Here is a 22,210-nt window from a genome sequence, read left to right as displayed (position 1 = left end):
ATCTTCAGTCCATGTTAGTTAATGAGGATAAATAGTTTGGTGTGGCAGCAGCCGTAATACCGGTAAATGTGCGCACATGACTAATTGTTTGAGTTTTTGAATTAATTTGAATATTTTGGTTGATAACTCTGCCACTGCGCAGTGTTGTTTGCAATGTCAACTCGCGAGTATGTTGGGGTAGCTTAACACGAGCCACTCTGATTTCAGCTGGTAGAGACTGCCATTGTCTAATATCAGCCGAAGCCGTCACTGCATTGGTTACTGATGCTGTTAATTGCGCCAATCCCGCAAGTAGTGTTGGCTGCGGTGATGCAAATTGATTAATCGCTTTGTTTGCTGTGACTGCTTTTAATATCTCTCGGGAGATTGCTGTATAGATTTCCATATTGGCATTACTCAAGGCGTCATACAATGTGAGTAAGTTTACCGAATAAAAGGGGTGTAATTCTGTAATTTTTTGTCCGTTGGCAAAAAGGGTAACTTGTTCAATATTATTTTTGTGGGGTTGTAAATACGTGACGGAAATTCTACTGCCATATTTTAACGCATCAATAATTCCCTCATTTACTGCTTTTTGCCAGAGTGATTCGCCCAAAGGTAATCTTTTTGTCACCGACCCGAGAATGACGTCTCCAAAGTCTCCGGTGGCATAATTCTGAATGAGGTCAAAGAGGCTAGTGTCAGAGAACATCAAATTAAACCAAGCAAATTGAGCTTGGCGCTCTTCACGAGTGCCTAGATAAATAGGAGTGATAACAATCGCTTGTGCACTTTCATCAACGCTCAAATACAGATTAAACTCTTTTCTTTGTGGGGAAACTCCCAGGCTTTGTACTAAGGTAAAATAATCAGTCGGTTGCTCTGCGACGACTCTAGTTAAGTCTTTTTGAGCTTGCTTTTGTGCATGTCCTCCTAATTGATATTGTTTACTAAAGCCGTTTTTGTATGCTTTTGCAGCTCGTTCGTATTGTATCCTTGCGCTGTCTAATTCCCCTTGTTGTTCGTATAATATCCCACTTAAATACTGGGCAAACGCATCATCTTTATACTCTAGATCTTCCTTTAAAAAAGGCTGACCAAAAATAGCTTTCAGTATTTTTTCCACATTACCAAGGCTCGTCTGGTTGCCACCATAACCTCCAGTGTTCCTTTTTAACTGCTCCAAATATAGATCTAGTTGTCGCATCTCTGTTAATGCTGAGTCATATAACGCCGTGCTGTTTGCTGCGGATTTGCTTGCCAAAGCGGCATAATTTAGAGCCATGATCGTGTGGATCATAGGACGGTGATATACTTTACCGGTATATTTTTTGTAGCTGGCTCCAGTAAATGCGGAAAATAACTCATCACTGATGCTGACAGTGTATGCAGCTTCAATGATACTTTTAGCATTTTCTAAAAACTGATTACTTTGCATATAATCTTGTTGTAGATGCGATAACATACCTGACTCTAGATAATAAAGTAACTCGTCTCGTGAAGAGCCTTTATAGGCGTTATCTATGTGCTTTTGGGCTGTGATAAAATCACCTTGTTCAGCATATTCAATTGCCAACTTATTCGCACTTGGCGTGAGGTTACAGCCAGCAAGTATTAAAAAGCTGACTAAGAAGAGTAACTTGAAGAATAATTGAAAAAACGTGTTTTGGAATCGCATTCCTTGCATACTTCTACTTATAATGGCAGTGTTGTCTGAGTTCAATCATATAACAATAAATTAAATAGTAAAAAACTGAATTGAAAGTGCTAAATTGTTAAAAATCGTTTTTACAATTTATTACTGTTAAGCAGTTATTTTTTTGATACGTTTTACTCTGTAATCAGGGCAATTAAGGAACCCAATATGAAAGCAAAACAACTACTTTTATCAGTGGCCGTGATAGGGATCTTATCGGCTTGTAGTTCAAGTAAAGATGACGCAGCTTCCAGTCCACGAGTCAATATTCCAGAATGGGTTCTTAATCCGACCATTGAAGATGGTATTGCCGCAGCTGACTGTGTGAAATACTCTGGAAATATTTCAATTGATCAAAAAATGGCGGTTGCTAACGCGCGTCTGGCGCTGGCGCAGCAAATTGAAACCCGAGTAGAGGGATTAGACAAAACTTTTTCAAACCGCACAGACGCAAATGAAGACGTTACCGTCGGAGCAACTTTTAGCTCGGTTTCGAAGCAATTAACAAAGCAAACCTTAAATGGCTCTCGAATTGTAAAGGCAGATGTTATTGATATTTCCGGTAAAGATTACTTTTGTGCGCTTACTACACTATCACCTGAACTGACTAAAGCGCTTTTTAAAGATTTAATTAAAGAAAGTAAACGTAGTGTAGACCCGCAAGATGAAAAGTTTTTATATCAAGAGTTTAAAGCTTACAAAGCTGAGAAAGACCTTGAGAAGGAAATTGCTAGATTGACAAATTAAAGCGTGATTATCACGCTTTAATTTTTTTAAGGAGGGTTGTTGTGCGTAAATCAGTGTGTTCGTTTTTAGTTGTCGCTTTGAGTGCGATCCCAAGTGCAGTAGCAAGTCAAGCTCAGTTATTTGAAGAGCTCTCAGAGAAAATGGCGCGTTGGCAAACGTCTACCCCCTCAGATCAAGAGCTGAGTGAGTTTGAACAATATAAGCGCCAACAGTTAACGGCATTTTCTGACTATGTTACCGAACATTTTGAGGAGTTCGACTCATTCCGTGATCAGGTGATCCAGCAATGGGGTGATATTACCGTTTCAGACCAAGCAACCTTTGTTTCTTACAGTGACGACTTATCATCAAGAATGGTGGTGGATTTTGCTGCCAATAAATTGGTCGTTAGTGTAAAGCACGCTGCGGATAAGAAGGTCACTGAGGAACAGTTACGCACGCTATATAAAGAGTTTATTGCAAACGATCGTGCTGTCATTGAAGTGTTTAATACCCAAAATGCACCTGATTTTACAAAAACCAAAACACAACAGCGCCAAATTGATAATGCTTCCAGAGCGCAAGCTTTAATTGCAGCTAAGAATCAAATAGATAGCCAATTTGAGCAACAACAACGTTATATTGAGCGACAAACAGATCAAGCTATTTTAGATGGTGAAAATGATAAAGTCGCCGAGAAGCAACGTCGAGAACAACAGGAAAAATTAGAGCAACTCAAGCAAAAACGCCTAAAAAAGCTAGTAAAAGCGGCAACTAAAACAGGCACAACTGAACAAAAACAGACGACTGTTGTTTCTGAGGTTGTGCTCCAATTGCCAAAGAAAGTTGATGCTAGAAGCAGGGCTCAGCGTTACTTGACTCAAGTGAATTCACAAGCACAGCGCTTTGATATTGCACCGAGTATCATTTTGGCTGTAATGCACACTGAAAGTCACTTTAACCCCATGGCAAAATCACATATTCCAGCATTTGGGTTGATGCAGATAGTGCCTACCAGTGCGGGAGTGGATGTTAACCGTATGCTTTACAATCGTGATGAGCCGATGTCTGCACCATATTTGTATGTTACCGACAACAATATTGAAGCAGGTGCTGCTTATTTGAATATTTTGGACAAACGCTATCTTAGCAAAATACAAGATCCTTTAAGTCGAAAGTACTGTATGATTGCAGCGTACAACACCGGCGCAGGTAATGTGGCTAGAGTATTTAATGCTGATGGCTCGCGCTCTATTACTAAAGCGTCCAAAATCATCAACTCACTGTCACCCGAAAATGTACTTAGTGCTTTGGACACGGGCTTACCTTATGATGAAACAAAGCACTATCTAGACAAAGTGTTAGCCAGAGAAAAGTTATATTTACCCGAAATAGCGATGGTGACAGCGGGGAATTTATAAGTTGAGAGAGCGTAACGCTTCGTCGATACTGTCGTGGCGAAAACGGTAACCCGTGTCTAATAGTTTTTGTGGTACAACACGCTGTCCAAAAAGCAATAAGTCAGACATCTCGCCGTAAACCAGTTTAAGTACGATAGGGGGAACTGTAAAAATACATGGACGGGACAAGGCTTTTGCAAGTTCCTGTGATAACAGCTTATTTGATACTGGATTGGGTGCTGTGGCATTCACAATGCCCTCAATTTCATCGTGTTTGAGAATAAATAAAATAGCTTGTACCATATCGTCGATGTGGATCCACGACATTACCTGTTCTCCCTTGCCAATTGGACCGCCTAGCCCTAGTCTAAATGGCGGTAGCATTTTGACTAGTGCACCACCTGTTTTTGACAGTACAATACCAGTTCTTAAAATACATACTCGAGTTTGCTCAGACTTCGCTGTGAGCGCCGCATCTTCCCAGTCGCGGCATAGCTGATGAGAGAATTCGTCGTAATGTGCTGTAAAGTCTTCTTTTATTGTTACATCACTAGGTTGGCGCCCATAAACTCCGACAGCACTGCCTGAAATAAGCAATGCCGGAGGGGTGGTTGCTGCACTTATTGCTGAGCTGATTGCGCGTGTGATGTTGATTCTGCTATCACGAATCTCTTGCTTCCTTTGTCTAGTCCAACGACCGTCAGCAATTGGTTCTCCTGCTAAGTTGATGACAGCATCAATATCATTAAAATCTACTTCATCTAGGCTGGTGATAAAGTGAGTACCAGGCGGTAACACTGAAGCGGCTTTCACTGGCGAGCGGGTTAGCGCAATGAGACTATGCTTATGGATTAAAAATTGACATAGCTTGCTACCAATTAACCCTGTAGCACCAGTTATTAATATTTTCATTATATGGTCTCTTTTTTGTTATCTTACAAACCTACGTTTTAGCAAGGAGTTAGATCACTCATTTTCATTATAGGTGGTTTGTTTTAGAATAGGAAAAAAGCAAAAGGAGTGAGTGGTGTCTTCACTTACAGGAATCAATAAAACACTGATAGTTTTAGCATCTCTTTTCATTGTATTAGCAGGTGTTAAACTAGCTTCTGAAATCGTTGTGCCCTTTATATTGGCTGCTTTTATCGCAATCATCTGCAATCCAATGTTGAAATTTTTGGCGCGTTTTAAATTGCCCAAAGGTATTGCCATTCTTGTGATTATAGCTTTAGTTATGTTGATTGGTGCCAGTATTGGTGGCTTGGTAGGGCAATCAGTTAATGACTTTTCTGAGCAGCTCCCAGCTTATAAAGAAACACTCCAAGATAAGTTCGTTTGGCTAGTCACTACCGCTGCCAACTACAATATTTTGCTAGATAAGCAACAGCTAATTAGTATGTTAGATCCAAACCAGTTAATTGATGTTGCGACCAATATGCTTACTGGTTTTGGTGGTGTCATGGCAAATAGCTTCTTAATTCTGCTCATCGTGGTTTTCATGCTTTTTGAAGCGCCATCAATCGGACACAAAGTACATCTTGCGTTAGATGATCCCGAAATGAAAATGCAACAAATTGACCGCTTCTTAGACTCAATCAACAGTTATTTGGCAATTAAGACTGCGGTATCGTTGGCTACAGGCGTAATTGCCGCGACGTTTCTTTGGGCACTTGATGTTGATTATTTTGTACTGTGGGGAGTAGTTGCATTTTTGTTGAATTATATCCCTAATATTGGGTCAATTATTGCTGCACTGCCACCAGTTCTGCTAGCGTTAGTCACACAAGGGCCGCTGGTAAGCGGTATAGTCGCTATCGGCTATATCTGTATCAACACGCTGATGGGAAATATGATTGAGCCTAGGTTTATGGGTAGAGGTCTTGGCCTATCGACGCTGGTGGTATTTTTATCTTTGATCTTTTGGGGGTGGCTGCTTGGTACGGTTGGTATGTTACTTTCAGTACCTTTAACTATGGTTGTAAAAATTGCCTTAGAAACCAGCGAGGAAGGAAAATGGCTGGCAATCCTGTTAAGCGCAGAACAACCAGAAGAGTGATACCAACATCTATTGGATCTGGATAGCTTTTATTTAGAGAATGAGATAAAAGCTATCCAAATTATCAACTAGTATGACCTCATTACTAATATTAATTAGCGTTGACATTATCTTTTAGTATTTTGCTACTTTGAAGCTCTGAAATATGCGCTTTTAGTAGTGTTATTTTACATTGCTTGTATGCCGTTGCCGAACGCGTTGCATTGGGCATATCAAGCAGATAACGCCAGCGACAACTGTCTTCCATGTATTCCTCATGATTGCGTAAAGCGCGTTCCATGATAGGCAAAATTTGCGTGTTTCCCGTATCGGCTTGATACTTTTTTGTATCTAGCAACAGCTTGGTGATCCACGTTTGGCGATGGCGCTCTAGTAAATTGATATTGCTATCCAAACACATTAGAAACTTTTTTGCCTTCTCAGGGTGACTAGACTCGTGTTTGGAGCAATCTTTCAAGGTGATGTCTTCATTTGCAATTACTGATAGTGTAAAGCCAGCTATCAATATACCGCTAGTTATTTTTGTCATTGTTAAACTCTATTATGAACTTTGCGCCGCCATGCTTCGACGTGCCTATTTGCATCAGTCCTTGATAAGATTTAACTAAATCTGAAACGATAGCCATGCCTACGCCATGACCCGCCTCATAGGTATCTAATCTTGTACCTCGTGTCAGTAATTCTGAGCGACGATGCTCGGGGATCCCTGGGCCATCGTCTTCAATTTCGATTAACAGTAGGCGCTTTTTTGGCGCACTAATATTTATATCGACCAAGTTGTCACATGCTTTACACGCATTATCAATAATATTCCCCAAGATCTCCATAAGGTCAGTTTTATCACCAAGAAAAGCTGCGTTTTCGTCGCATTGTGATGAAAATGAAATATGTTTGTCATGGTATACTTTTGACATCGCATTAAGTATTGAGTCTAGTACAGGTTTTACAGATGTCTGCTTTTTCCATGTGTCTGATGCACCAGTTGCTGCACGCTTTAATTGATGTTCGATCATCACATTTATTCTGTCGAGCTGCTCTTGAGCATCTGCATCCGTAGCTAATGGGCTTGACTTTATGACTGCCAATGGCGTTTTTAATGCGTGGGCTAGATCACTTAACGAGGCTCTATACCGTTCCTTTTGTCGCTTTTGGGACTCAAGTAATAAATTCAGATCTGATTTGATGGTGAGTAACTCAACTGGATAAGAGCCGGTTATTTTGTCTCTTTCACCGGCCTCAATTTCTTTGATTTCTTTGTCTAGCCTTTGTAAGGGGCGGGCATTCCAAACGAATCCAAATGCCATCAACCCCGCAATCACAATGCCCATAACCAACATCCAGTTTACTAGGGTGTTTCTAAACCCTGACATGAGCGCCATGAGTGCATCATTCTTTTTTAGTAAAACAAATCTTGCCTGTTGAGAGTGGTCAGCGTTACCTAAAATGACAGTTAAACTTAATTGCCAAAATAAAACACCACCATATTCCACTCGCTTAAATTCAGGGGCACCAGCTTGGTTATCTGAAAAGTTAGGTGATATTGACAAGTTAACCGCCGACTCAGAATACCAAACCAGAGATTGTCCCTGATAAACTAGAGCGTAAGTATCTGAGTTGAGGCGACTTAATTCTGGTGCAAGTATACTACGCGGCATTTCAAGTCCATCTGAAACAAACTCAACTTCAGATATCAGCGAGTATAAGTGCGCTTCCAGCGTTTTTTCTGTGGCGTCTACCAAAGACGCGTAATAGGCTCTGCCAACAGAGAAAAACAATGCTGGTAGGGCTATAATTAGCACAAAGACAAGGATAAAACCTTGCCTTATTTTAAGTGAAATCTGTGAACTGTTTACCACTGGTTTTTAAACCTATATCCACGTCCTCTTAAGGTTTCTACAGGATTAAGGGTGCCATCTGGGTCAAGTTTTTTGCGCAGTCGCAATACGAATACTTCGATAACATTAGAGTCCAAATCAAAGTCTTGATCATAAATATGCTCGGTGAGTTCAGACTTTGAGATAACCTTTTGCGGATTAACCATTAGGTATTCCAACACTTTATATTCATAGGCGGTCAGCGATAGTTCATTGTCATTTACCCAAACTTGCTGAGAGCGTGTATGAATTTTGATAGGACCAATACAAATTTCTGGATTTGCTTGACCTGCGCTACGCCTGATAAGTGCATTACAACGCGCAATCAATTCCTCTACATGAAACGGTTTAGTCAGGTAATCATCAGCACCTGCATCTAAGCCTTCAACTTTGTCTTGCCAGCGATCTCGGGCTGTTAAAATTAAAATTGGTATTTTAACTCCGTTAGCTCTGGCTCTTCGAATGATTTCAATACCATCAAGTTTAGGTAGGCCGAGATCAATGACGGCCATGTCTAGTGGGTATTCTTCGAGGTGAAACAAGCCAGATTCGCCGTCGTGACATAAATCAACGCTGTATTTTTCTTTTTCTAATGCATTTCGCAGGTTTTCTGCTAGCTGAATATCGTCTTCAATTACTAAAATACGCATTCTTAGTCCTTATTTACTTCACCTGTCTTCTTGTTTACTTTTATATCAACAATTCGACCATCGGGTTGGAGGATTCTCACGACAAAGAACTGGCTTTCTTGCGAAATCTTAAGTGTTCGCCCCGCATATTTATCCAGCGCTAAAGACACAGCCTCTTTTTTCGTAATTGTTTTTTTATTCTTGTCATTGTGGTCATTTGCGTCTGCTACACTCGAACAGAACGCCAAAATTAACGCTAATAGAGTGAGTTGCAATCGCATATTAAGCTCCACAGTTTCATAGATACTAAGTTTATAAACTTCATAAATCTCAAACAAATTTAGTGCTTTTGTAATTAACCTTTGCTGAATTTAATGAACATGAGCAATTATGGCAGAACACGTTTGTAGGGCTTGACAATACTTTGAGTGTAAACACCCGCTTCAATATAAGGATCTTCGCTTGCCCAAAGCTTCGCATCTTCTAAGTTATCAAATTGTGCGATGACTAAAGAGCCGGTAAAACCAGCTTCACCAGGGTCTTCCGAATCTATAGCTGGTAAAGGACCTGCGGCGAATAATCGTCCTTGTTGTTGTAATATCTCAAGGCGTGCAAGGTGAGCTGGACGTGCTGCAAGGCGGTTTTGTAATGAGCCTTCAGCATCAGTTGAATAAATCATGTAGAGCATAAGTATTAGTTCCCGATAAGTTTCTAGGTTATTATTGTTATTTTCGCGTATTTTGTCGGCTTTTGAGCGACGATTATCAATCTTATGATAAAACGTGGGTTGTGCAAAAGTAAATGTACAGAAAGTTTTTCATTCATTGGTCATTTAAACTTGAAAAGCACTCAACTAGACTGGTAGAGTCCTTCGGATATTTATAGAAAATAATAATAAGGTTGATTGCAATGAGTGCAAACCGAGAGCATTTTAGCTCGCGACTGGGCTTTATCCTTGCTGCAGCAGGTTCTGCTGTTGGTATTGGTAACTTAGTCGGCTTTCCAGTCTCCGCGGCTAAAAATGGTGGCGGTGCGTTTTTACTAATCTATGCACTGTTTGTGGTGTTTATTTGCTTGCCTGTGATGATGGCAGAAATGGCAATGGGTAGAAAAGCACAAAAAGATCCTTTTGGTGCTTACAAACTTTTGTCAAACCATGACAAAAAATGGTCAGTAGCAGGTTTTCTTGCCGTGCTCACGCCGTTTATGATCGCCGTATTCTATATGGTAATCACGGTTTGGATTTTCGGCTTTTTAGCACAGACGGCGATGGGTAATCTTGATGTGTTGGCATCACCTGATTATTTTGGCACATTTATCAACGACACCAATGTGTTTATCTATATGTTGGTTGTGGGCGTGATAGTTAATCTTATTCTGGTTGGCGGGGTAAAGGAAGGGATAGAAAAAGCGGCAAAACTGCTTATGCCAGCATTATTTGTTATGTTACTTGGGTTAGTGGCTTATGTACTAACGCTCGACAATGCAATGGCCGGTGTTCGTTATTATATCGTTCCTAACTTTGAAAAAATGAATGCCAGCGTATTAAATGGCGCGCTGTCACAAGCATTTTTCTCATTGTCTCTAGGGATGGGCATTCTGATCACTTATGCCTCTTACATTTCTAAGAAAGATGACATAGTCGGCAGCTCTAAGATGGTTGCGGTAACAGATTCATTGGTAGCCTTCATCGCTGGATTAATGGTGTTGCCTGCAATTTTTAGTTTTAACCCGAACACAGATCCAAGTAAATTATCAGACTCTTCGGTATCAATGATTTTTGATTATCTACCTAAGCTGCTGTTAGCCCTGCAGTCGGATATTGGGTATGTTGGCGCATCGATTGTTGCTGGTATATTTTTCCTATTGGTATTTTTTGCCGCTATCACTTCCTTAGTCTCTATTGTAGAAGTACCAACAGCAACGTTGATGGAAGAAAAGAATATTTCTCGCAAAAAAGCGTTAATTGTATTGGCATTGACTACAGGTTTACTGACTGTTTTATCTACAATGTCTTTTGGTATGGTAGATTGGCTAACGCAATTTATAAGCTACGGCGATGCCCAAAAGAGCTTCTTCGATTTAGTATATGACGTATTTTACGATACGATTTTGCCACTAAATGGCTTGATGGTGTGTTTATTTGTTACTTACCGATGGAAGCAATCTGGGTTGAGTGAGGAATTGGCACAAGGCTCAGAAGGGTATGTTGGCAGTTTTACGGAGAAATATATTAACTTCTCTTTGAAGACATTTATTCCCGTGATATTACTGGCAATTTTTATCAATACCGTAGCAACTAAGTACTTCGCAGTGAGTATCTTCGGTTTTTAATTTACGCTAGAAGCACTAGTGTGTTAACTAGTGCTTCTAATGCACAACGTGAGAATAAAATCTTCCCATCCGAAGCTCCGTCTGTCATTTAAGCGCCTACTAAAACTTCACTCCAGAATCCAAGTATTGACCAATCCCAATAGTAAACATCCAAAGCCCCCATAAACTATGCTCTAATACGCATACGGCTAGTGAACGGCTGTGCGCGTATGTATAAGCAAAAAGCAATCCTCCAACGAATGATAAAAAAATTGCGATTACGTTGTCGTATACACAGTGCGCTAAAGCAAATACGAGCGCACTTAGTATCACTCTGTTGTTCTTATTGGGTAAAATTCTTTTATAGCGATGAAAAAAATAGCTCCGAAAAATAAGCTCTTGAGGCAATACCGAAAGAATAGGGTAGGCAATCAATAACATCAGCCAGTCTGCGGGTGAGTTCAATGGTAAAACAAACCAGTTGCCCTGACTGACTAGGCCATACAGCATAGCTGAAAACATTGCACCAGCGAAGAAAGTTGTGAAGAGCCGCCTTTTTACGGTAGAGAATTGGCCTAAACTAGTAAGTCTAAAGCGTTTAAAGTGGGGATCTGTGAGTAGCAAATGGGTGCAAACTGCCATTAAAATTATGAGTGCAGGAAACAGCCAATTGCTTAAGTGGGCACGGAATTGATATGCAATAATCGGTAGGATAAAAAAGATAAATATAAGTTCACACCAACGATATTGGCTAGCATTCACAGCGGTTTCCCCAAAAGTATGCTGCAGCACAGTGCAGTGCAGTGCAGCTATAGCTATCTGTTTGATGATAACTATAGCAGCTAGAAAGAAACCGAGTGTTGCGGGAGACTAGTCTTCTGGTAAATACTTTTGGATTTTAAACATCGTGAAAAGCAAAGCGACAAAGGTTAACCCAATAAGTCCGAAAACTTTAAAGTTTACCCAAAAGTCGAGCGAAAAATTATAAGCCACGTAAATATTTAGTGCAGCAATAAAGAAAAATAACACCGACCAAAATAGGTTTAGTTGATCGCAGTCCTTTTCTGGTAGGGTAATTTTGTTTTGGTTTTGTTCTTTTTCTGCAACAGAACTCAATACGCCTTCAAGCGCCGTTTTTACTAAGTTTTTGTTAAACAGGTACTTAGAAACTATCAACGCGCTCCCCAAAATAGCGTACACAATGGTGGCCTTCCACTTTATAAATTGTTCGTCGTGGAATAAAATCGTCATCCCGCCCAAAATGATGGCTATCGCTAGGAAAATCCAGTGACGTTTAGCAACTTCACCTTTGGTAAAATATTGATGCGTAACCTGAATAAGAGAGGCTACGATTAACACCCCAGTTGCCCAAAAAATGTCAACAAATTTATAGACAGTGAAAAAGAGAATAAGCGGTAGATATTCAATTAAAAATGACATTCGCGATCCTAACTAAATTGATTGCTTAGGTTTTACCAAGTTACGACTAGAACATCAATATTGACTTTCATCGACGAAACTCATAGCCTGCACCGCTTATTGAATAGTTCAGAGGTATTTGCATGAATAAAAGCGACTTAGTTACAAAAATGGCGAAGTTAAGTGGATTAACAAAGAAAGATTCACAAGCAGCGTTGAGCGTCATTTTGCAAGTGACTAAAAAGCGTTTGTCAGAAGGGGATCAGATGCAAATAAATGGCCTTGGTACCTTCTCATTGAGCTATCATCCAGCTAAGCAAGGGCGAAACCCACAAACAGGGGAAACAATTACCATCGAAGGTCAGAATAAAATCCTTTTCAAGCCGGCAAAAATATTAAAAAGCCAAATCCAGTAGCATATTTTTCATTACGGTGTCGGAGTGAATACTTTTGTTAAAAATGCAATAGTTTAAGCTCCCTTTCGTACTATCATATTGTCAATTAATCAGTTTCTTTTTCCCTTCCTATCACCCAGTATGGCTTTGTTGTGCTTTCTTCATGAGCGTAGCGAGCAACGTAATGTAGTGTAATACCATGTAATTAACTTTTAAACACTTTGTTAGCTAGTATTTATGTATTCTAAATTTTAAATGGGAATGAGGATGAATACTATTATCGAACTGGCTAATGCACACCAGCAGTGTCGTCGCCAAGCTATTAATTTAATTGTGAGTGAAAATAGGCTCTCTGATCCAGTATCTGAGCTGTTATCAAATGATCTGGCATCAAGGTATGCCGCTCCTTTCTACGCAGGTACGGATATCTCGCAGGAGATAACCCGTCTTACTATTGAGAAAACTAAGTCGGTTTTTTCTGCCAAATTCGCAAATATTTCCCCAACTTCAGGTAGTAATAGTTTAATGGCGGTTATTTTTGCATTGACGGAGCCTGGTGATAAGGTGGCTCGGGTTCCCCCTTTTTTTCCAGGTGGCGGATATCCTTTCCAATATGAAGTTTTTCATCGTCACTCTTTGCCGCTTGTATTTGATGATGCGCAGTGGCAGTTGGATAGAGCGGCATGTATTGAGCTATTACTCAAAGAGCAACCTAAGCTAGTTGTGCTTGGGGCATCGATCTTCATGGTGCCAATGCCTGTGCGAGAAATAAGTGAAATTGTTCATAGTTATGGTGGTGTTGTTGCTTACGATGGCTCACATAGTTTAGGACTTATTGCTGGTGGGCAATATCAAAATCCGCTAGACGAAGGTGCAGACATCTTATTTGGCTCAACACATAAAACTTTTCCAGGTCCTCAGGGGGGGATCATAGTCACTAACTCTGAGTCGTTACATTTTAAGATTGAATTAGTATCAAACTTCACGCCTTTAAATGGGCCGACAATGGTTTGTAATCCACACTTGGCTCGTATTGCTGCTTTGGGACTTACTCTAGATGAAGTACCGTGGCAACAATATGCTAAACAAGTCGTGGAAAATGCCAGATGCTTTGCCCGTGTATTCTCTAGTAATGGCATTGTACTTAGGGGAGAGCGCAACTCAGACTTCTCGCACTCAACGTATTGTCATCAGGTACTTCCTCTTTTGGATAAAGATCAGGGATTGCAGTATAGAGATAAACTGAAGGCTCATGGGATCTTTTGTGATGGATTTATGCGGGTCGGTACTGCAGAAATCACTCGACTTGGCTTTACAGAGCAAGACAGTACAGAAGTGGCGCAGCTTATGTGTGACATAGTCCAAAGCGACCAGCCAGTCATTCCAGAAGCTAAACAAAAGGTGAATGCTTTAGTAGAAAGCCACCGTGAGATTGTGATGTAAGGGAGGCAAAGGCATGCATTTTGCTGAACGTTTATACCCACAATCTAGACTTAGCGCTCTTCTTAGCGGCAGCTCCCCAAATAAGCCGGAACTAGACTTAAGTATTGGTGAGCCTAATGTAGCGCTTGACGAAAAAGTATTGTCTACAATCCCTGCGGGATATAGTGATTTAGCGTTGTATCCCAGAGCATCGCTGCAATATGAGTTGCAAACTACTATTTCCTGTTGGCTGCAATCTAGATATGGCAGTAGTCGTGATTTTAGTATTTCGCCTGAGCAAATTGCTATTTTGGCTGGCAGTAGGGAAGGGATCTTCATGCTACCAATCGCGCTTTTTAACCGGCAGCTGCAACAAGGAGAGCAGGTAACAATTGCGATGCCAGACCCAGGCTATCCGATTTACTTAGCCAGCGCTGAAAATATAGGGGCAAGAGTAAAAAGCATTACGCACAAGCAACTTCATCAACTGACAGCAGACGCATCGGACACTTTCACTGACTGGTCGCAAATAGACTTGATGTTTGTCTGCTCTCCAAACAATCCAACGGGTGAGGTGCTTTCACTTAAACAGTGGATAAGGTTGATTGAGCTTGCAAAGGAACACCAATTTACCCTTGTTGCTGATGAGTGCTACAGCGAGATTTATATTGAACCTTATGCCCCGACAGGAATACTTGAAGCTTGTGTTGCGATGGGAAATATCCACTTTGACAATTGCCTCGCTGTCCACAGCTTGTCAAAGCGCTCCGGATTACCGGGGTTAAGATCGGGTTTTATGGCAGGAGATCAAACGTTAATAAAGAAACTTCAGGCATATAGAAATTATCATGGTGTTTCTTTGTCCTCTATTCAACTAAGCGCTTCACAGGCTGCATGGTCTGATGAGGAGCACGTATGCAAAAATCGCCAAACTTATTCCAAAAAATTCACGGCGTTAACACAGTACCTTGAAGCACTACCCAGTTATCAAGTACCGCAAGGCGGGTTTTATCTTTGGCTTGATACAGGCTGTCCTTCAGAGCAGATCTGTGGGCACTTATACCAGCATTTTGGTATCAAAGCCTTACCGGGGCATTATCTTGCTATCAGTGCTGATGCAGTAAATGATTACCAAAATTACATCCGTATTGCCCTTGTGTGCTCACAGGAAGATATTGAATTTGTTGGTAATGCAATAAAAGAAAGCATTCTGTCTTGTAGTCGTTCAAATGCTGCTGGCGACCATGTCGCTTAACTATTGAAAAGGAAAATACAATGAGCAATTTAAACTCAATCGGTAAACCGACAACGTTCGACACTATCATTATAGGTTCAGGCTTTGGAGGTAGTGTTGCTGCACTGAGGCTTTGTCAGAAATATCCCAAAGGCACGCCTGATAATAAACCGGTTTTATTACTTGAACGCGGTAAAGACTGGTGGGGAAATTTAACTCGCGATGACCAACCTAAGACGGCGAAAACCCCAACTCCACCATTTTGTAATTATCGTCAGCCTGATGAGCGCTCGGCTTGGATGGCAACAGAAGAGCCATTTGGTACACCTGTTGGCGATCCAAGTTTAAATGACAAGCCACTCAATTTTAATGATGGTGTGTTTGCCAAGCGCCCAGTTGCAAAATACCCGGGGTTGGTGGAAACGATTGAGGCACAAAACATGACAGTATGGGTGGGTGCTGGACTTGGTGGAACATCTCAAGTGTATAACACTATTTTTCAGAAGCCATCTTGTGAAGCGTTCAACCTAGCGTTCAGAGATCCGGATTGCCCAGAGAACAACTTACTAGACTACGACCAGATAGCAAACTACTACGATACTGTAGAGAAAATAATGTCACCAACAACAATGGTGAGTGAGTGTCATGGCACGAATACCACATTGCCGTTTTTAAATATTGACAGCTGTGACATTCCAAATCAGATAGTTCAAACCACTATGGTTGATTTGGCGGAGCATCGTAATCAAGACCAGATCTCTATCGCAGCTGCTCCTGATTACCTCTCTACACGTGTGTTCCTGAGTCAAGCAAATAATTTGCAGTCAAAAGAGACTGTGCTATGCGACTACGGTATTTCATCGATAGACCCTAAGTTTAGTACGCTAGCGCTGGACTGGTCTGTAGTAGCAAACGAAATTTCTTGCAAAGTACTACCATCGGCGACCATTGGTGAAATGTGGTACGGCATGAATAGCTATTCAGAAGTAGAGCAGGGCAAAGAAAAAATCTTGTACGGTATAAAAAATAGCTTAGATAGAAACTACTTAGCTCAAGCCAAAGCCACAAATATGTTAGATATTGAATGCTTAAGCGAAGTGACAAGTATCAACCAACAGGTTGATCCAGTCACTGACGAGGTTTCTTATCGCATTATTGTTAACAAAATTGATGAAAATAAAGTTGATGCACCGCAGCAGATAATATACGAAGCTAAAAATGTGATTTTATCAGCAGGCTCTATGCACAGTGCAAGGTTGTTACTAGAATCAGCAAATTCACCAAGCTGTACAGATATTACTAAACCGGGTCTTCCATCATTGAGCCCCTATGTTGGTAAATTATGGGGACAAAATGGCGACTTATTTGCAACACAGCTTTGCAATGAGCCAGTACGACCTGCAAATGGTGGCCCAGGCTCTGCTGAGTGTGACTTTCAATATGGTGACGACCCCAAAACATATCTGCAAGAGAATAACGCCTCTCCATTTACCAAAATGGTGGTTTACCCCGTTTGGTATGAAGAGAGTGTTTCGATTCAAAATACATTAATGATGGGGGTATGCCAAAATACGGCTCCGGGTCAATTTGTAAAACAAGCTGATGGTAGCTACCAACTCTCTTATCCGCAAACCATTGAAGCAAATGGCAAGTTTGAAGGTGGAATGGGAGATTCAATCAATACGGCTATTAATACCCTAAACGCTTGGAAAGAAGCAAATACAGCTGGCGTTGATCCAACAAAACTAGCACAGTTCAAAGGGTATCAAGGACCGCTGCACTGTAGCACTAACACTAAACGTACATTAACAGGTAATTCAGCTGCCGAGAATGAACATTTTGATGTGGCTTATGGTATGACACCACACCCGCTAGGTGGCTGTGTACTTGGTAAAGCATGTGATAGTTACGGAAGAGTTAAAAACGCGAATGGTGATGTGGTTAAAGGACTATATGTCATTGATGGTTCACTGATCCCCGGCAGTACAGGCGCTTGTACACCTGCTTGGACTATAGCGGCGGTTGCTGAATATTGTATGGCAGAAATATCTTCAGAGCTAACGACTAGCCGAGGTTGCAGCAAATAAAGGAGAAAGACATGGCTTTATCTTACGAAAGTGATACTAAACTTCCAATTAAGCACAGCTACGACGGTGATTATTCCAATGCGCTTGCAGAGCTTCGCAGTGGTATTAATCAAATAGATGAGCAATTAATTAATTTGATTGCTGATAGGTTTATAAAGATTTCTGAGGTCGGTGATTTGAAGGCCATTTTTCACCTGCCCGTAGAGGATCTTCAACGCGAACATTTGGTTCTGGAGCGGGCTTTAGCACATGCCAAGAAAAACGGTTTGTCTGAGTTTTTAACGCGAGATTTGATGAATGTGTTGATGAAGCATTCAAAAGCCGCTCAAGCAAAGAGGATCAGAGGACTGTGAGCGTGTCGATAGAGTGTTAACGGATCTCATGTAAGTAAAGGGAGTGATGCAAATAGCAGGCTCCCTTTTTTATTTTGATGCAATTAGCCTCAATTGAGCGTTTATACCAATTTGACTTAATACTTGCGCAATTTGAAGGAGTAAATCTGACGCTAACAGCGTTAAAAATTTCTTATTTAGAACAACTAAATAGAAAAATTTTTGCCTGGTTATCGACAAGATTTTCTCGCCTCAAAATAGACCACTTAATTAAGAAAATTGGTATTACTTCTGGGTTGCAGCCTTCATTCGTTCAACAAAGGTTTTCAACTCAAAACACATTGTTTTGTGATCATCTAAATGTTTTTCGATGATTTTAACTACTGCAGAGCCACTGATAGCGCCCGCAGCACCAGAACTAATGGCATGTTTAACATGCTTAGGCTCAGAAATGCCAAACCCTAACAGCGGCGGTGCAGCATGATATTCAATCAATTTGGTGATCATATCTGTCGCTGGCATTTGCGCCGTCGTTTCTGTGCCAGTTACACCTGCACGTGAGAGTAAATAGGTATAACCACGCCCTCGGGTAGCACATTCTCGTAGGGTATCATCACAGGCATTGGGTGTGGCGATAAAAATTGGCGCGATGTCATTCTCCATGGCATTGAGTCTGAATGGTTTAGCCTCGTGCAGTGGCACGTCTGCAACCAAAATAGAGTCAACGCCAGCCGCTTTTGCATCCTGATAAAACTGCGCAATACCTCGAGCAAAAATCAAGTTTGAGTACAGTAACAGGCCAATAGGAATATCACTGTTATATCGGCGGATCTCAGCGATGATCTCAAGGCAATCTTGCGTATTCACATTTTGCTCTAGTGCTCGGATGTTGGCAGCTTGGATAACTGGGCCATCAGCAATGGGATCTGAGAAGGGGATACCGAGCTCTAATGCGTCAGCACCCCCGTCAATCAAGCTCTTAATAATATCGATACTGAGCGCTTTGTTTGGATCGCCAATCGTTACAAAAGGGACGAATGCTCCTTGGTTTTTTTCGCTTAAGTGCGCGAACATCGCGTCATAACGTCTCATAGTTCACCTCGCTCAGAAAGTACTTGGTGGACGTGAGCTAAGTCTTTGTCTCCTCGGCCACTTAAATTGACAACAATGATAGTTTCTTCTGTTTGCGCCTCGGCATACTTCAATGCGTATGCCAGTGCATGGCTCGATTCTAGTGCAGGAATTATCCCTTCATGTTTTGCTAACGCTTGAAAAGCCTCTAGGGCTTCTGTATCACTAATACCGACGTATTGTGCTCTGCCTGTTTCATGTAAAAATGCGTGTTGAGGACCGACCGCTGGATAATCTAAACCGGCAGAAACAGAATAAGACTCTTCAATTTGACCATCTTGATTCTGCATAATATAGGTGTAAGCACCATGCAAAATGCCCTTGGTGCCTTTGCATAATGCTGCGCCGTGCTCGTCAGTATCAAGTCCTTTTCCAGCCGGTTCAACACCAATTAATTTAACGTCTTTTTCCTCAATAAAGTCTGTGAACATACCGATAGCATTAGAGCCACCACCTACACAGGCAATAACAGCATCTGGTAAACGCCCCTCTGCTTTGAGTATTTGCTGCTTGGCTTCTTCGCCAATCATTTTTTGAAACTCGCGCACAATAGTTGGGAATGGGTGTGGACCTGCCGCTGTACCAAGCAAATAGTGTGCTGTTTGATAGTTTGCAGACCAGTCGCGCATTGCTTCATTCACTGCATCTTTTAGTGTGCCAGAGCCAGCGGTTACCGGGATAACTTCAGCTCCCATCAAACGCATTCTAAATACATTCGGTTGTTGGCGCTCTACGTCTTTGGCACCCATATACACTCTACACTTTAGACCAAGCAAGGAGCAGGCTAGTGCGGTTGCTACACCATGTTGCCCAGCGCCGGTTTCTGCGATGACTTCTTTTTTACCCATACGTTTGGTCAGCAGTGCCTGACCTAAAACTTGGTTGGTTTTGTGTGCACCACCATGGAGTAGATCTTCACGTTTCAAATAAAGTTTTACGTTAGGGTTTGTTACTAAGTTACGAGTTTTAGTTAGCGGCGTTGGACGACCAGCAAACTCATTTAACAGTTGATAAAATTCTGTCTGAAATGCTGGGTCTTTTTGTGATTTATAAAATTCCTGTTCTAATTGTTTTAGAGCAGGTACGAGTAACTCGGGCACAAACATGCCTCCGAAGTCACCAAAATAAGCTGAATTACTCATGTCCACCTCAATATTTTCGAATTTGTGAAAACGCATTTGCGATTTTTTGAGCGCATTTTTTACCAGGCGATTGCTCAACACCTGAATTTAGGTCAAGGCCGTCAGCGCCAATCGACACGGCACTAAGAATATTGTCTGGGCTTAAGCCTCCTGCCAACATGTAATTGTTTGTGCTGTGCCTTAATAACTGCCAATCGAAAACTTGCCCGGTACCACCAAATGCCGTCGCTGTTTTGGTGTCGTACAAGTGTTTATCTACACCAGAAAAAGGAGTTGGCAGTGTTGTTTCCACTCCTTGTGCTTTCCAAATTTGGCACGTTAATGGTAGTTGTTTACGTAATGTGTCGATATATCGCTCATCTTCATTCCCGTGTAATTGTACTGCACTGAGCTTTAAAATTTGCGCATACTCAGCCACTTGCTCAAGTGGTGCGTTAACAAACACACCCACATACTTGAGTGGCGCACTATCAGCGACAGCCTTCGCACAGTCTATATCAACATAACGAGGAGACTTTGGATAAAAGATAAGGCCACCGTACACCGCGCCAGCTTCATAAGCAGCCTTTGCATCTTGGCTTCGAGTAAGACCACAGACTTTGTTTTCACCTAAAATTAAACGTCTGCAAGCAAGCTCTAAATCTTGCTCTGCCATCAAAGAGCTGCCAACCAAAAAGCCATCACAAATTGGCGATAAGCGTTTGACATCTCGGTGTGTGTAGATACCAGACTCTGAAATCACAACTTTGTCTTCTGGAATAAGCGCTCGTAGCTTTTCTGTTGTTGCTAAATCCGTTGATAGGTCTCGTAGGTTTCGGTTGTTAATACCGATAAGTTCAGCGTTTAGTGCCAGAGCCCGTGTTACTTCTTCTTCGTTGCTTACTTCTGTTAAAATCGACATGTTTAGTGACTTTGCCACTTTGACTAGCGCCATATATTCTTCGTCATTTAATACCGATAGCATCAGTAAAATAGCGTCGCCACCATGCAAACGGGCTAAATAAACTTGGTATTCATCTATAAAGAAATCCTTACAGATCAATGGCTGGTCGACTAGCTTTCGTACTTTCGCCAAGTATTCATAGCTGCCCTGAAAATATTTTTCATCGGTTAGCACACTAATACATGTTGCGTACTTACCATAAATGCCGGCGATTTCATCTAAATCAAAATGGGTTCGAATAAGCCCTTTTGAAGGCGATGCCTTTTTACACTCCAAAATAAATTGTGTGCCGGTCTGTGCCAGTGCTGCCATAAAGTCACGTGTGGTCGGGGTGACGTTATCAATAAAGTCGCTTAGGGGCTGCTGTATCTTACGCGCTTTTAGTTCTTCGACTTTATCAGCAACAATTTTTTCTAATACATTAGCCATTACTCACCTCTACTATGTTAGCCAGAGTTGTCATGGCTTTTTTGCTTGCTAATACTTCGCGGACTAGCTGGCTTGCGGTTTTAAAATCTGCTGCCTTGTCAGTTAAAACCAATAGAGCAGCTACGTTGGCGATAATTGCAGCATTGTGCGCGGCTTCGCCTTCACCATTTAAAATCGCAAGGCTCGCTTTCGCGTTATATTCTGGCGTATCTCCTGCGATGGATTCAAGTGAATAGTTTTCTAGTCCAAAATCACTTGGGGTTATGGTGTATTGTGTCACTTCACCCAGTTTCACTTCAGCGACTAATGTCTCACCGTGTAACGCAATTTCATCGGTGCCGCTGCCATGAACGACCATCGCGCGCTTTGTGCCTAAACGGTTGAGTGTTTCGGCCATTGGCAACACTAGAGCGGGGTCATACACGCCCAGCAATTGCACTTCAGGCTTTGCTGGGTTTGCTAATGGCCCAAGGATATTAAATATGGTGCGGGTTTTTAGCTGGGTGCGAACCGGCATCGCGTGTTTTACACCAGCGTGATAATGCGGTGCAAACAAAAAGGTAAAGCCAGTCTCTGCTAAGCAATTTTCTGCAAGAGCGGGAGTCATATCAATGTTAATCCCAAGAGCTTTGAGTAAATCAGCGGAGCCAGATTTACTGCTCACACTGCGATTACCATGTTTGACCATATTGATACCACACGCTGCAGCAACAATCGCAGCTGTGGTACTCACATTGATGGTGTTTGTGCCATCCCCGCCAGTACCACAGCTATCTGCGGCGAGTAAGCCCCGCTTATCAAAAGGCGTAGCATGATCGCGCATTGCTTGAGCAGCACCTGCAATTTCTGATGCAGTTTCGGTTTTGAGTTTTAGGGCAACCAAGGCAGCGGTAAGCTCGATGTCACTAAGCTGCCCCGTCATAATATCGTCAAATAAGGATTTGGCGTCATCAAAAGACAAATCTTGTTGCTGTAAAAGCGGTTGTAACTTTTCCATAGTATT

At 41.6% G+C, this 22,210-nt stretch carries 22 protein-coding genes; 9 read left to right on the top strand and 13 right to left on the bottom strand.

All coding sequences use genetic code 11. The features are described from left to right. Positions 1 to 4: 4 nt before the first annotated feature. Positions 5 to 1,657: a hypothetical protein gene (locus tag HUZ36_RS01590; RefSeq protein WP_254879442.1), complete on the bottom strand. Its 1,653-nt coding sequence runs from the start codon at positions 1,655 to 1,657 to the stop codon at positions 5 to 7. Between the two features lie 186 nt (positions 1,658 to 1,843). Between HUZ36_RS01590 and HUZ36_RS01585 the strand changes: the two genes are divergently transcribed. Together HUZ36_RS01585 and HUZ36_RS01580 are read left to right on the top strand one after the other, a co-directional pair. After that, entirely contained in the window at positions 1,844 to 2,422 is a 579-nt protein-coding gene (locus tag HUZ36_RS01585) for an LPP20 family lipoprotein (protein WP_125252966.1), read from the top strand. A 41-nt stretch (positions 2,423 to 2,463) separates the two neighbouring features. After that, positions 2,464 to 3,822 carry a murein transglycosylase domain-containing protein gene (locus tag HUZ36_RS01580; RefSeq protein ID WP_128729754.1) on the top strand — a complete coding sequence of 453 codons (1,359 nt, stop codon included), beginning with the start codon at positions 2,464 to 2,466 and terminating at the stop codon, positions 3,820 to 3,822. Here the strand turns inward: HUZ36_RS01580 and HUZ36_RS01575 are convergent. Continuing rightward, entirely contained in the window at positions 3,817 to 4,713 is an 897-nt protein-coding gene (locus HUZ36_RS01575; RefSeq protein ID WP_176031834.1) for a TIGR01777 family oxidoreductase, read from the bottom strand. The genes HUZ36_RS01580 and HUZ36_RS01575 overlap by 6 nt on opposite strands. 115 nt (positions 4,714 to 4,828) lie before the next feature. Here HUZ36_RS01575 and HUZ36_RS01570 point away from each other — a divergent pair, with 115 nt between their 5' ends. Continuing rightward, on the top strand, positions 4,829 to 5,857 hold the full coding sequence (locus tag HUZ36_RS01570) for an AI-2E family transporter (protein WP_128729752.1): 1,029 nt from the start codon (positions 4,829 to 4,831) through the stop codon (positions 5,855 to 5,857). A 91-nt stretch (positions 5,858 to 5,948) separates the two neighbouring features. Here the strand turns inward: HUZ36_RS01570 and HUZ36_RS01565 are convergent, their stop codons facing one another. The 5 genes from HUZ36_RS01565 to HUZ36_RS01545 form a co-directional block, all read right to left on the bottom strand. Beyond that, a complete protein-coding gene (locus HUZ36_RS01565) occupies positions 5,949 to 6,386 on the bottom strand; it encodes a hypothetical protein (protein WP_128729751.1) in 438 nt (145 codons plus the stop codon). After that, a complete protein-coding gene (locus HUZ36_RS01560; RefSeq protein WP_125252971.1) occupies positions 6,370 to 7,713 on the bottom strand; it encodes an ATP-binding protein in 1,344 nt (447 codons plus the stop codon). The genes HUZ36_RS01565 and HUZ36_RS01560 overlap by 17 nt, the downstream gene beginning before the upstream one ends. Further along, positions 7,707 to 8,381, bottom strand: coding sequence for a response regulator transcription factor (locus HUZ36_RS01555; protein WP_010374057.1), 675 nt, complete (start codon positions 8,379 to 8,381; stop codon positions 7,707 to 7,709). Before HUZ36_RS01555 ends, HUZ36_RS01560 begins: the two co-directional genes overlap by 7 nt. Before the next feature lie 2 nt (positions 8,382 to 8,383). Continuing rightward, a complete protein-coding gene (locus tag HUZ36_RS01550) occupies positions 8,384 to 8,641 on the bottom strand; it encodes a PepSY domain-containing protein (protein ID WP_125252972.1) in 258 nt (85 codons plus the stop codon). Positions 8,642 to 8,748: 107 nt separating this feature from the next. Continuing rightward, complete coding sequence (locus HUZ36_RS01545; protein ID WP_125252973.1) at positions 8,749 to 9,048, bottom strand: YciI family protein; 300 nt, start codon at positions 9,046 to 9,048, stop codon at positions 8,749 to 8,751. Positions 9,049 to 9,269: 221 nt separating this feature from the next. Here HUZ36_RS01545 and HUZ36_RS01540 point away from each other — a divergent pair, with 221 nt between their 5' ends. Next, positions 9,270 to 10,694, top strand: a complete 1,425-nt coding sequence (locus tag HUZ36_RS01540) for a sodium-dependent transporter (RefSeq protein ID WP_128729749.1) — start codon at positions 9,270 to 9,272, stop codon at positions 10,692 to 10,694. A 99-nt stretch (positions 10,695 to 10,793) separates the two neighbouring features. Here HUZ36_RS01540 and HUZ36_RS01535 read toward each other — a convergent pair whose 3' ends face one another. Then, positions 10,794 to 11,435 carry a CPBP family intramembrane glutamic endopeptidase gene (locus HUZ36_RS01535; RefSeq protein WP_125252975.1) on the bottom strand — a complete coding sequence of 214 codons (642 nt, stop codon included), beginning with the start codon at positions 11,433 to 11,435 and terminating at the stop codon, positions 10,794 to 10,796. 108 nt (positions 11,436 to 11,543) lie between these two features. Continuing rightward, the gene (locus HUZ36_RS01530; RefSeq protein ID WP_147389570.1) at positions 11,544 to 12,113 is read right to left on the bottom strand and encodes an inner membrane-spanning protein YciB; all 570 of its coding nucleotides are present in this window, start codon (positions 12,111 to 12,113) and stop codon (positions 11,544 to 11,546) included. 122 nt (positions 12,114 to 12,235) lie between these two features. Here HUZ36_RS01530 and HUZ36_RS01525 point away from each other — a divergent pair, with 122 nt between their 5' ends. The 5 genes from HUZ36_RS01525 to HUZ36_RS01505 all read left to right on the top strand — a co-directional run bounded on the left by HUZ36_RS01525 (position 12,236) and on the right by HUZ36_RS01505 (position 17,583). Beyond that, positions 12,236 to 12,508 carry an HU family DNA-binding protein gene (locus HUZ36_RS01525; RefSeq protein ID WP_125252977.1) on the top strand — a complete coding sequence of 91 codons (273 nt, stop codon included), beginning with the start codon at positions 12,236 to 12,238 and terminating at the stop codon, positions 12,506 to 12,508. Between the two features lie 246 nt (positions 12,509 to 12,754). Further along, positions 12,755 to 13,930, top strand: a complete 1,176-nt coding sequence (locus HUZ36_RS01520; protein ID WP_161972757.1) for a PLP-dependent transferase — start codon at positions 12,755 to 12,757, stop codon at positions 13,928 to 13,930. A 13-nt stretch (positions 13,931 to 13,943) separates the two neighbouring features. After that, positions 13,944 to 15,164: an aminotransferase class I/II-fold pyridoxal phosphate-dependent enzyme gene (locus HUZ36_RS01515; protein ID WP_176031833.1), complete on the top strand. Its 1,221-nt coding sequence runs from the start codon at positions 13,944 to 13,946 to the stop codon at positions 15,162 to 15,164. 20 nt (positions 15,165 to 15,184) lie between these two features. Further along, positions 15,185 to 17,230 (top strand): GMC oxidoreductase, encoded by a 2,046-nt coding sequence (locus tag HUZ36_RS01510; protein ID WP_217704565.1) that lies wholly within the window; start codon positions 15,185 to 15,187, stop codon positions 17,228 to 17,230. Between the two features lie 11 nt (positions 17,231 to 17,241). Continuing rightward, positions 17,242 to 17,583 (top strand): chorismate mutase, encoded by a 342-nt coding sequence (locus HUZ36_RS01505; RefSeq protein WP_125252980.1) that lies wholly within the window; start codon positions 17,242 to 17,244, stop codon positions 17,581 to 17,583. A gap of 264 nt (positions 17,584 to 17,847) precedes the next feature. Here HUZ36_RS01505 and trpA read toward each other — a convergent pair whose 3' ends face one another. Genes trpA through trpD form a run of 4 tightly spaced genes read right to left on the bottom strand, consistent with a single transcriptional unit; the run spans position 17,848 to position 22,204 of the window. Further along, positions 17,848 to 18,654 carry a tryptophan synthase subunit alpha gene (trpA, locus tag HUZ36_RS01500; protein WP_176031832.1) on the bottom strand — a complete coding sequence of 269 codons (807 nt, stop codon included), beginning with the start codon at positions 18,652 to 18,654 and terminating at the stop codon, positions 17,848 to 17,850. Beyond that, a complete protein-coding gene (trpB, locus tag HUZ36_RS01495; protein WP_176031831.1) occupies positions 18,651 to 19,835 on the bottom strand; it encodes a tryptophan synthase subunit beta in 1,185 nt (394 codons plus the stop codon). Before trpB ends, trpA begins: the two co-directional genes overlap by 4 nt. Positions 19,836 to 19,842: 7 nt before the next feature. Then, positions 19,843 to 21,207 (bottom strand): bifunctional indole-3-glycerol-phosphate synthase TrpC/phosphoribosylanthranilate isomerase TrpF, encoded by a 1,365-nt coding sequence (gene trpCF, locus HUZ36_RS01490; RefSeq protein ID WP_176031830.1) that lies wholly within the window; start codon positions 21,205 to 21,207, stop codon positions 19,843 to 19,845. Further along, complete coding sequence (gene trpD / locus HUZ36_RS01485) at positions 21,200 to 22,204, bottom strand: anthranilate phosphoribosyltransferase (protein WP_176031829.1); 1,005 nt, start codon at positions 22,202 to 22,204, stop codon at positions 21,200 to 21,202. The genes trpCF and trpD overlap by 8 nt, the downstream gene beginning before the upstream one ends. Positions 22,205 to 22,210 lie beyond the last annotated feature (6 nt).

This window comes from Pseudoalteromonas sp. McH1-7, assembly GCF_013366255.1.
GTDB classification, from domain to species: Bacteria; Pseudomonadota; Gammaproteobacteria; order Enterobacterales; family Alteromonadaceae; genus Pseudoalteromonas; species Pseudoalteromonas peptidolytica.
Note: the sequence above shows the minus strand (reverse complement) of the source record. Positions and strands in the feature narration are given on the sequence as shown.

Coding starts and splice junctions, on each gene's coding strand:
- HUZ36_RS01545 (WP_125252973.1), bottom strand. CDS start 9,048: ATGCTCTACATGATTTATTCAACTGATGCTGAAGGCTCATTACAAAAC.
- trpD (WP_176031829.1), bottom strand. CDS start 22,204: ATGGAAAAGTTACAACCGCTTTTACAGCAACAAGATTTGTCTTTTGAT.
- HUZ36_RS01565 (WP_128729751.1), bottom strand. CDS start 6,386: ATGACAAAAATAACTAGCGGTATATTGATAGCTGGCTTTACACTATCA.
- trpA (WP_176031832.1), bottom strand. CDS start 18,654: ATGAGACGTTATGACGCGATGTTCGCGCACTTAAGCGAAAAAAACCAA.
- HUZ36_RS01515 (WP_176031833.1), top strand. CDS start 13,944: ATGCATTTTGCTGAACGTTTATACCCACAATCTAGACTTAGCGCTCTT.
- HUZ36_RS01510 (WP_217704565.1), top strand. CDS start 15,185: ATGAGCAATTTAAACTCAATCGGTAAACCGACAACGTTCGACACTATC.
- HUZ36_RS01540 (WP_128729749.1), top strand. CDS start 9,270: ATGAGTGCAAACCGAGAGCATTTTAGCTCGCGACTGGGCTTTATCCTT.
- HUZ36_RS01525 (WP_125252977.1), top strand. CDS start 12,236: ATGAATAAAAGCGACTTAGTTACAAAAATGGCGAAGTTAAGTGGATTA.
- trpCF (WP_176031830.1), bottom strand. CDS start 21,207: ATGGCTAATGTATTAGAAAAAATTGTTGCTGATAAAGTCGAAGAACTA.
- HUZ36_RS01520 (WP_161972757.1), top strand. CDS start 12,755: ATGAATACTATTATCGAACTGGCTAATGCACACCAGCAGTGTCGTCGC.
- trpB (WP_176031831.1), bottom strand. CDS start 19,835: ATGAGTAATTCAGCTTATTTTGGTGACTTCGGAGGCATGTTTGTGCCC.
- HUZ36_RS01590 (WP_254879442.1), bottom strand. CDS start 1,657: ATGCGATTCCAAAACACGTTTTTTCAATTATTCTTCAAGTTACTCTTC.
- HUZ36_RS01575 (WP_176031834.1), bottom strand. CDS start 4,713: ATGAAAATATTAATAACTGGTGCTACAGGGTTAATTGGTAGCAAGCTA.
- HUZ36_RS01530 (WP_147389570.1), bottom strand. CDS start 12,113: ATGTCATTTTTAATTGAATATCTACCGCTTATTCTCTTTTTCACTGTC.
- HUZ36_RS01555 (WP_010374057.1), bottom strand. CDS start 8,381: ATGCGTATTTTAGTAATTGAAGACGATATTCAGCTAGCAGAAAACCTG.
- HUZ36_RS01505 (WP_125252980.1), top strand. CDS start 17,242: ATGGCTTTATCTTACGAAAGTGATACTAAACTTCCAATTAAGCACAGC.
- HUZ36_RS01585 (WP_125252966.1), top strand. CDS start 1,844: ATGAAAGCAAAACAACTACTTTTATCAGTGGCCGTGATAGGGATCTTA.
- HUZ36_RS01550 (WP_125252972.1), bottom strand. CDS start 8,641: ATGCGATTGCAACTCACTCTATTAGCGTTAATTTTGGCGTTCTGTTCG.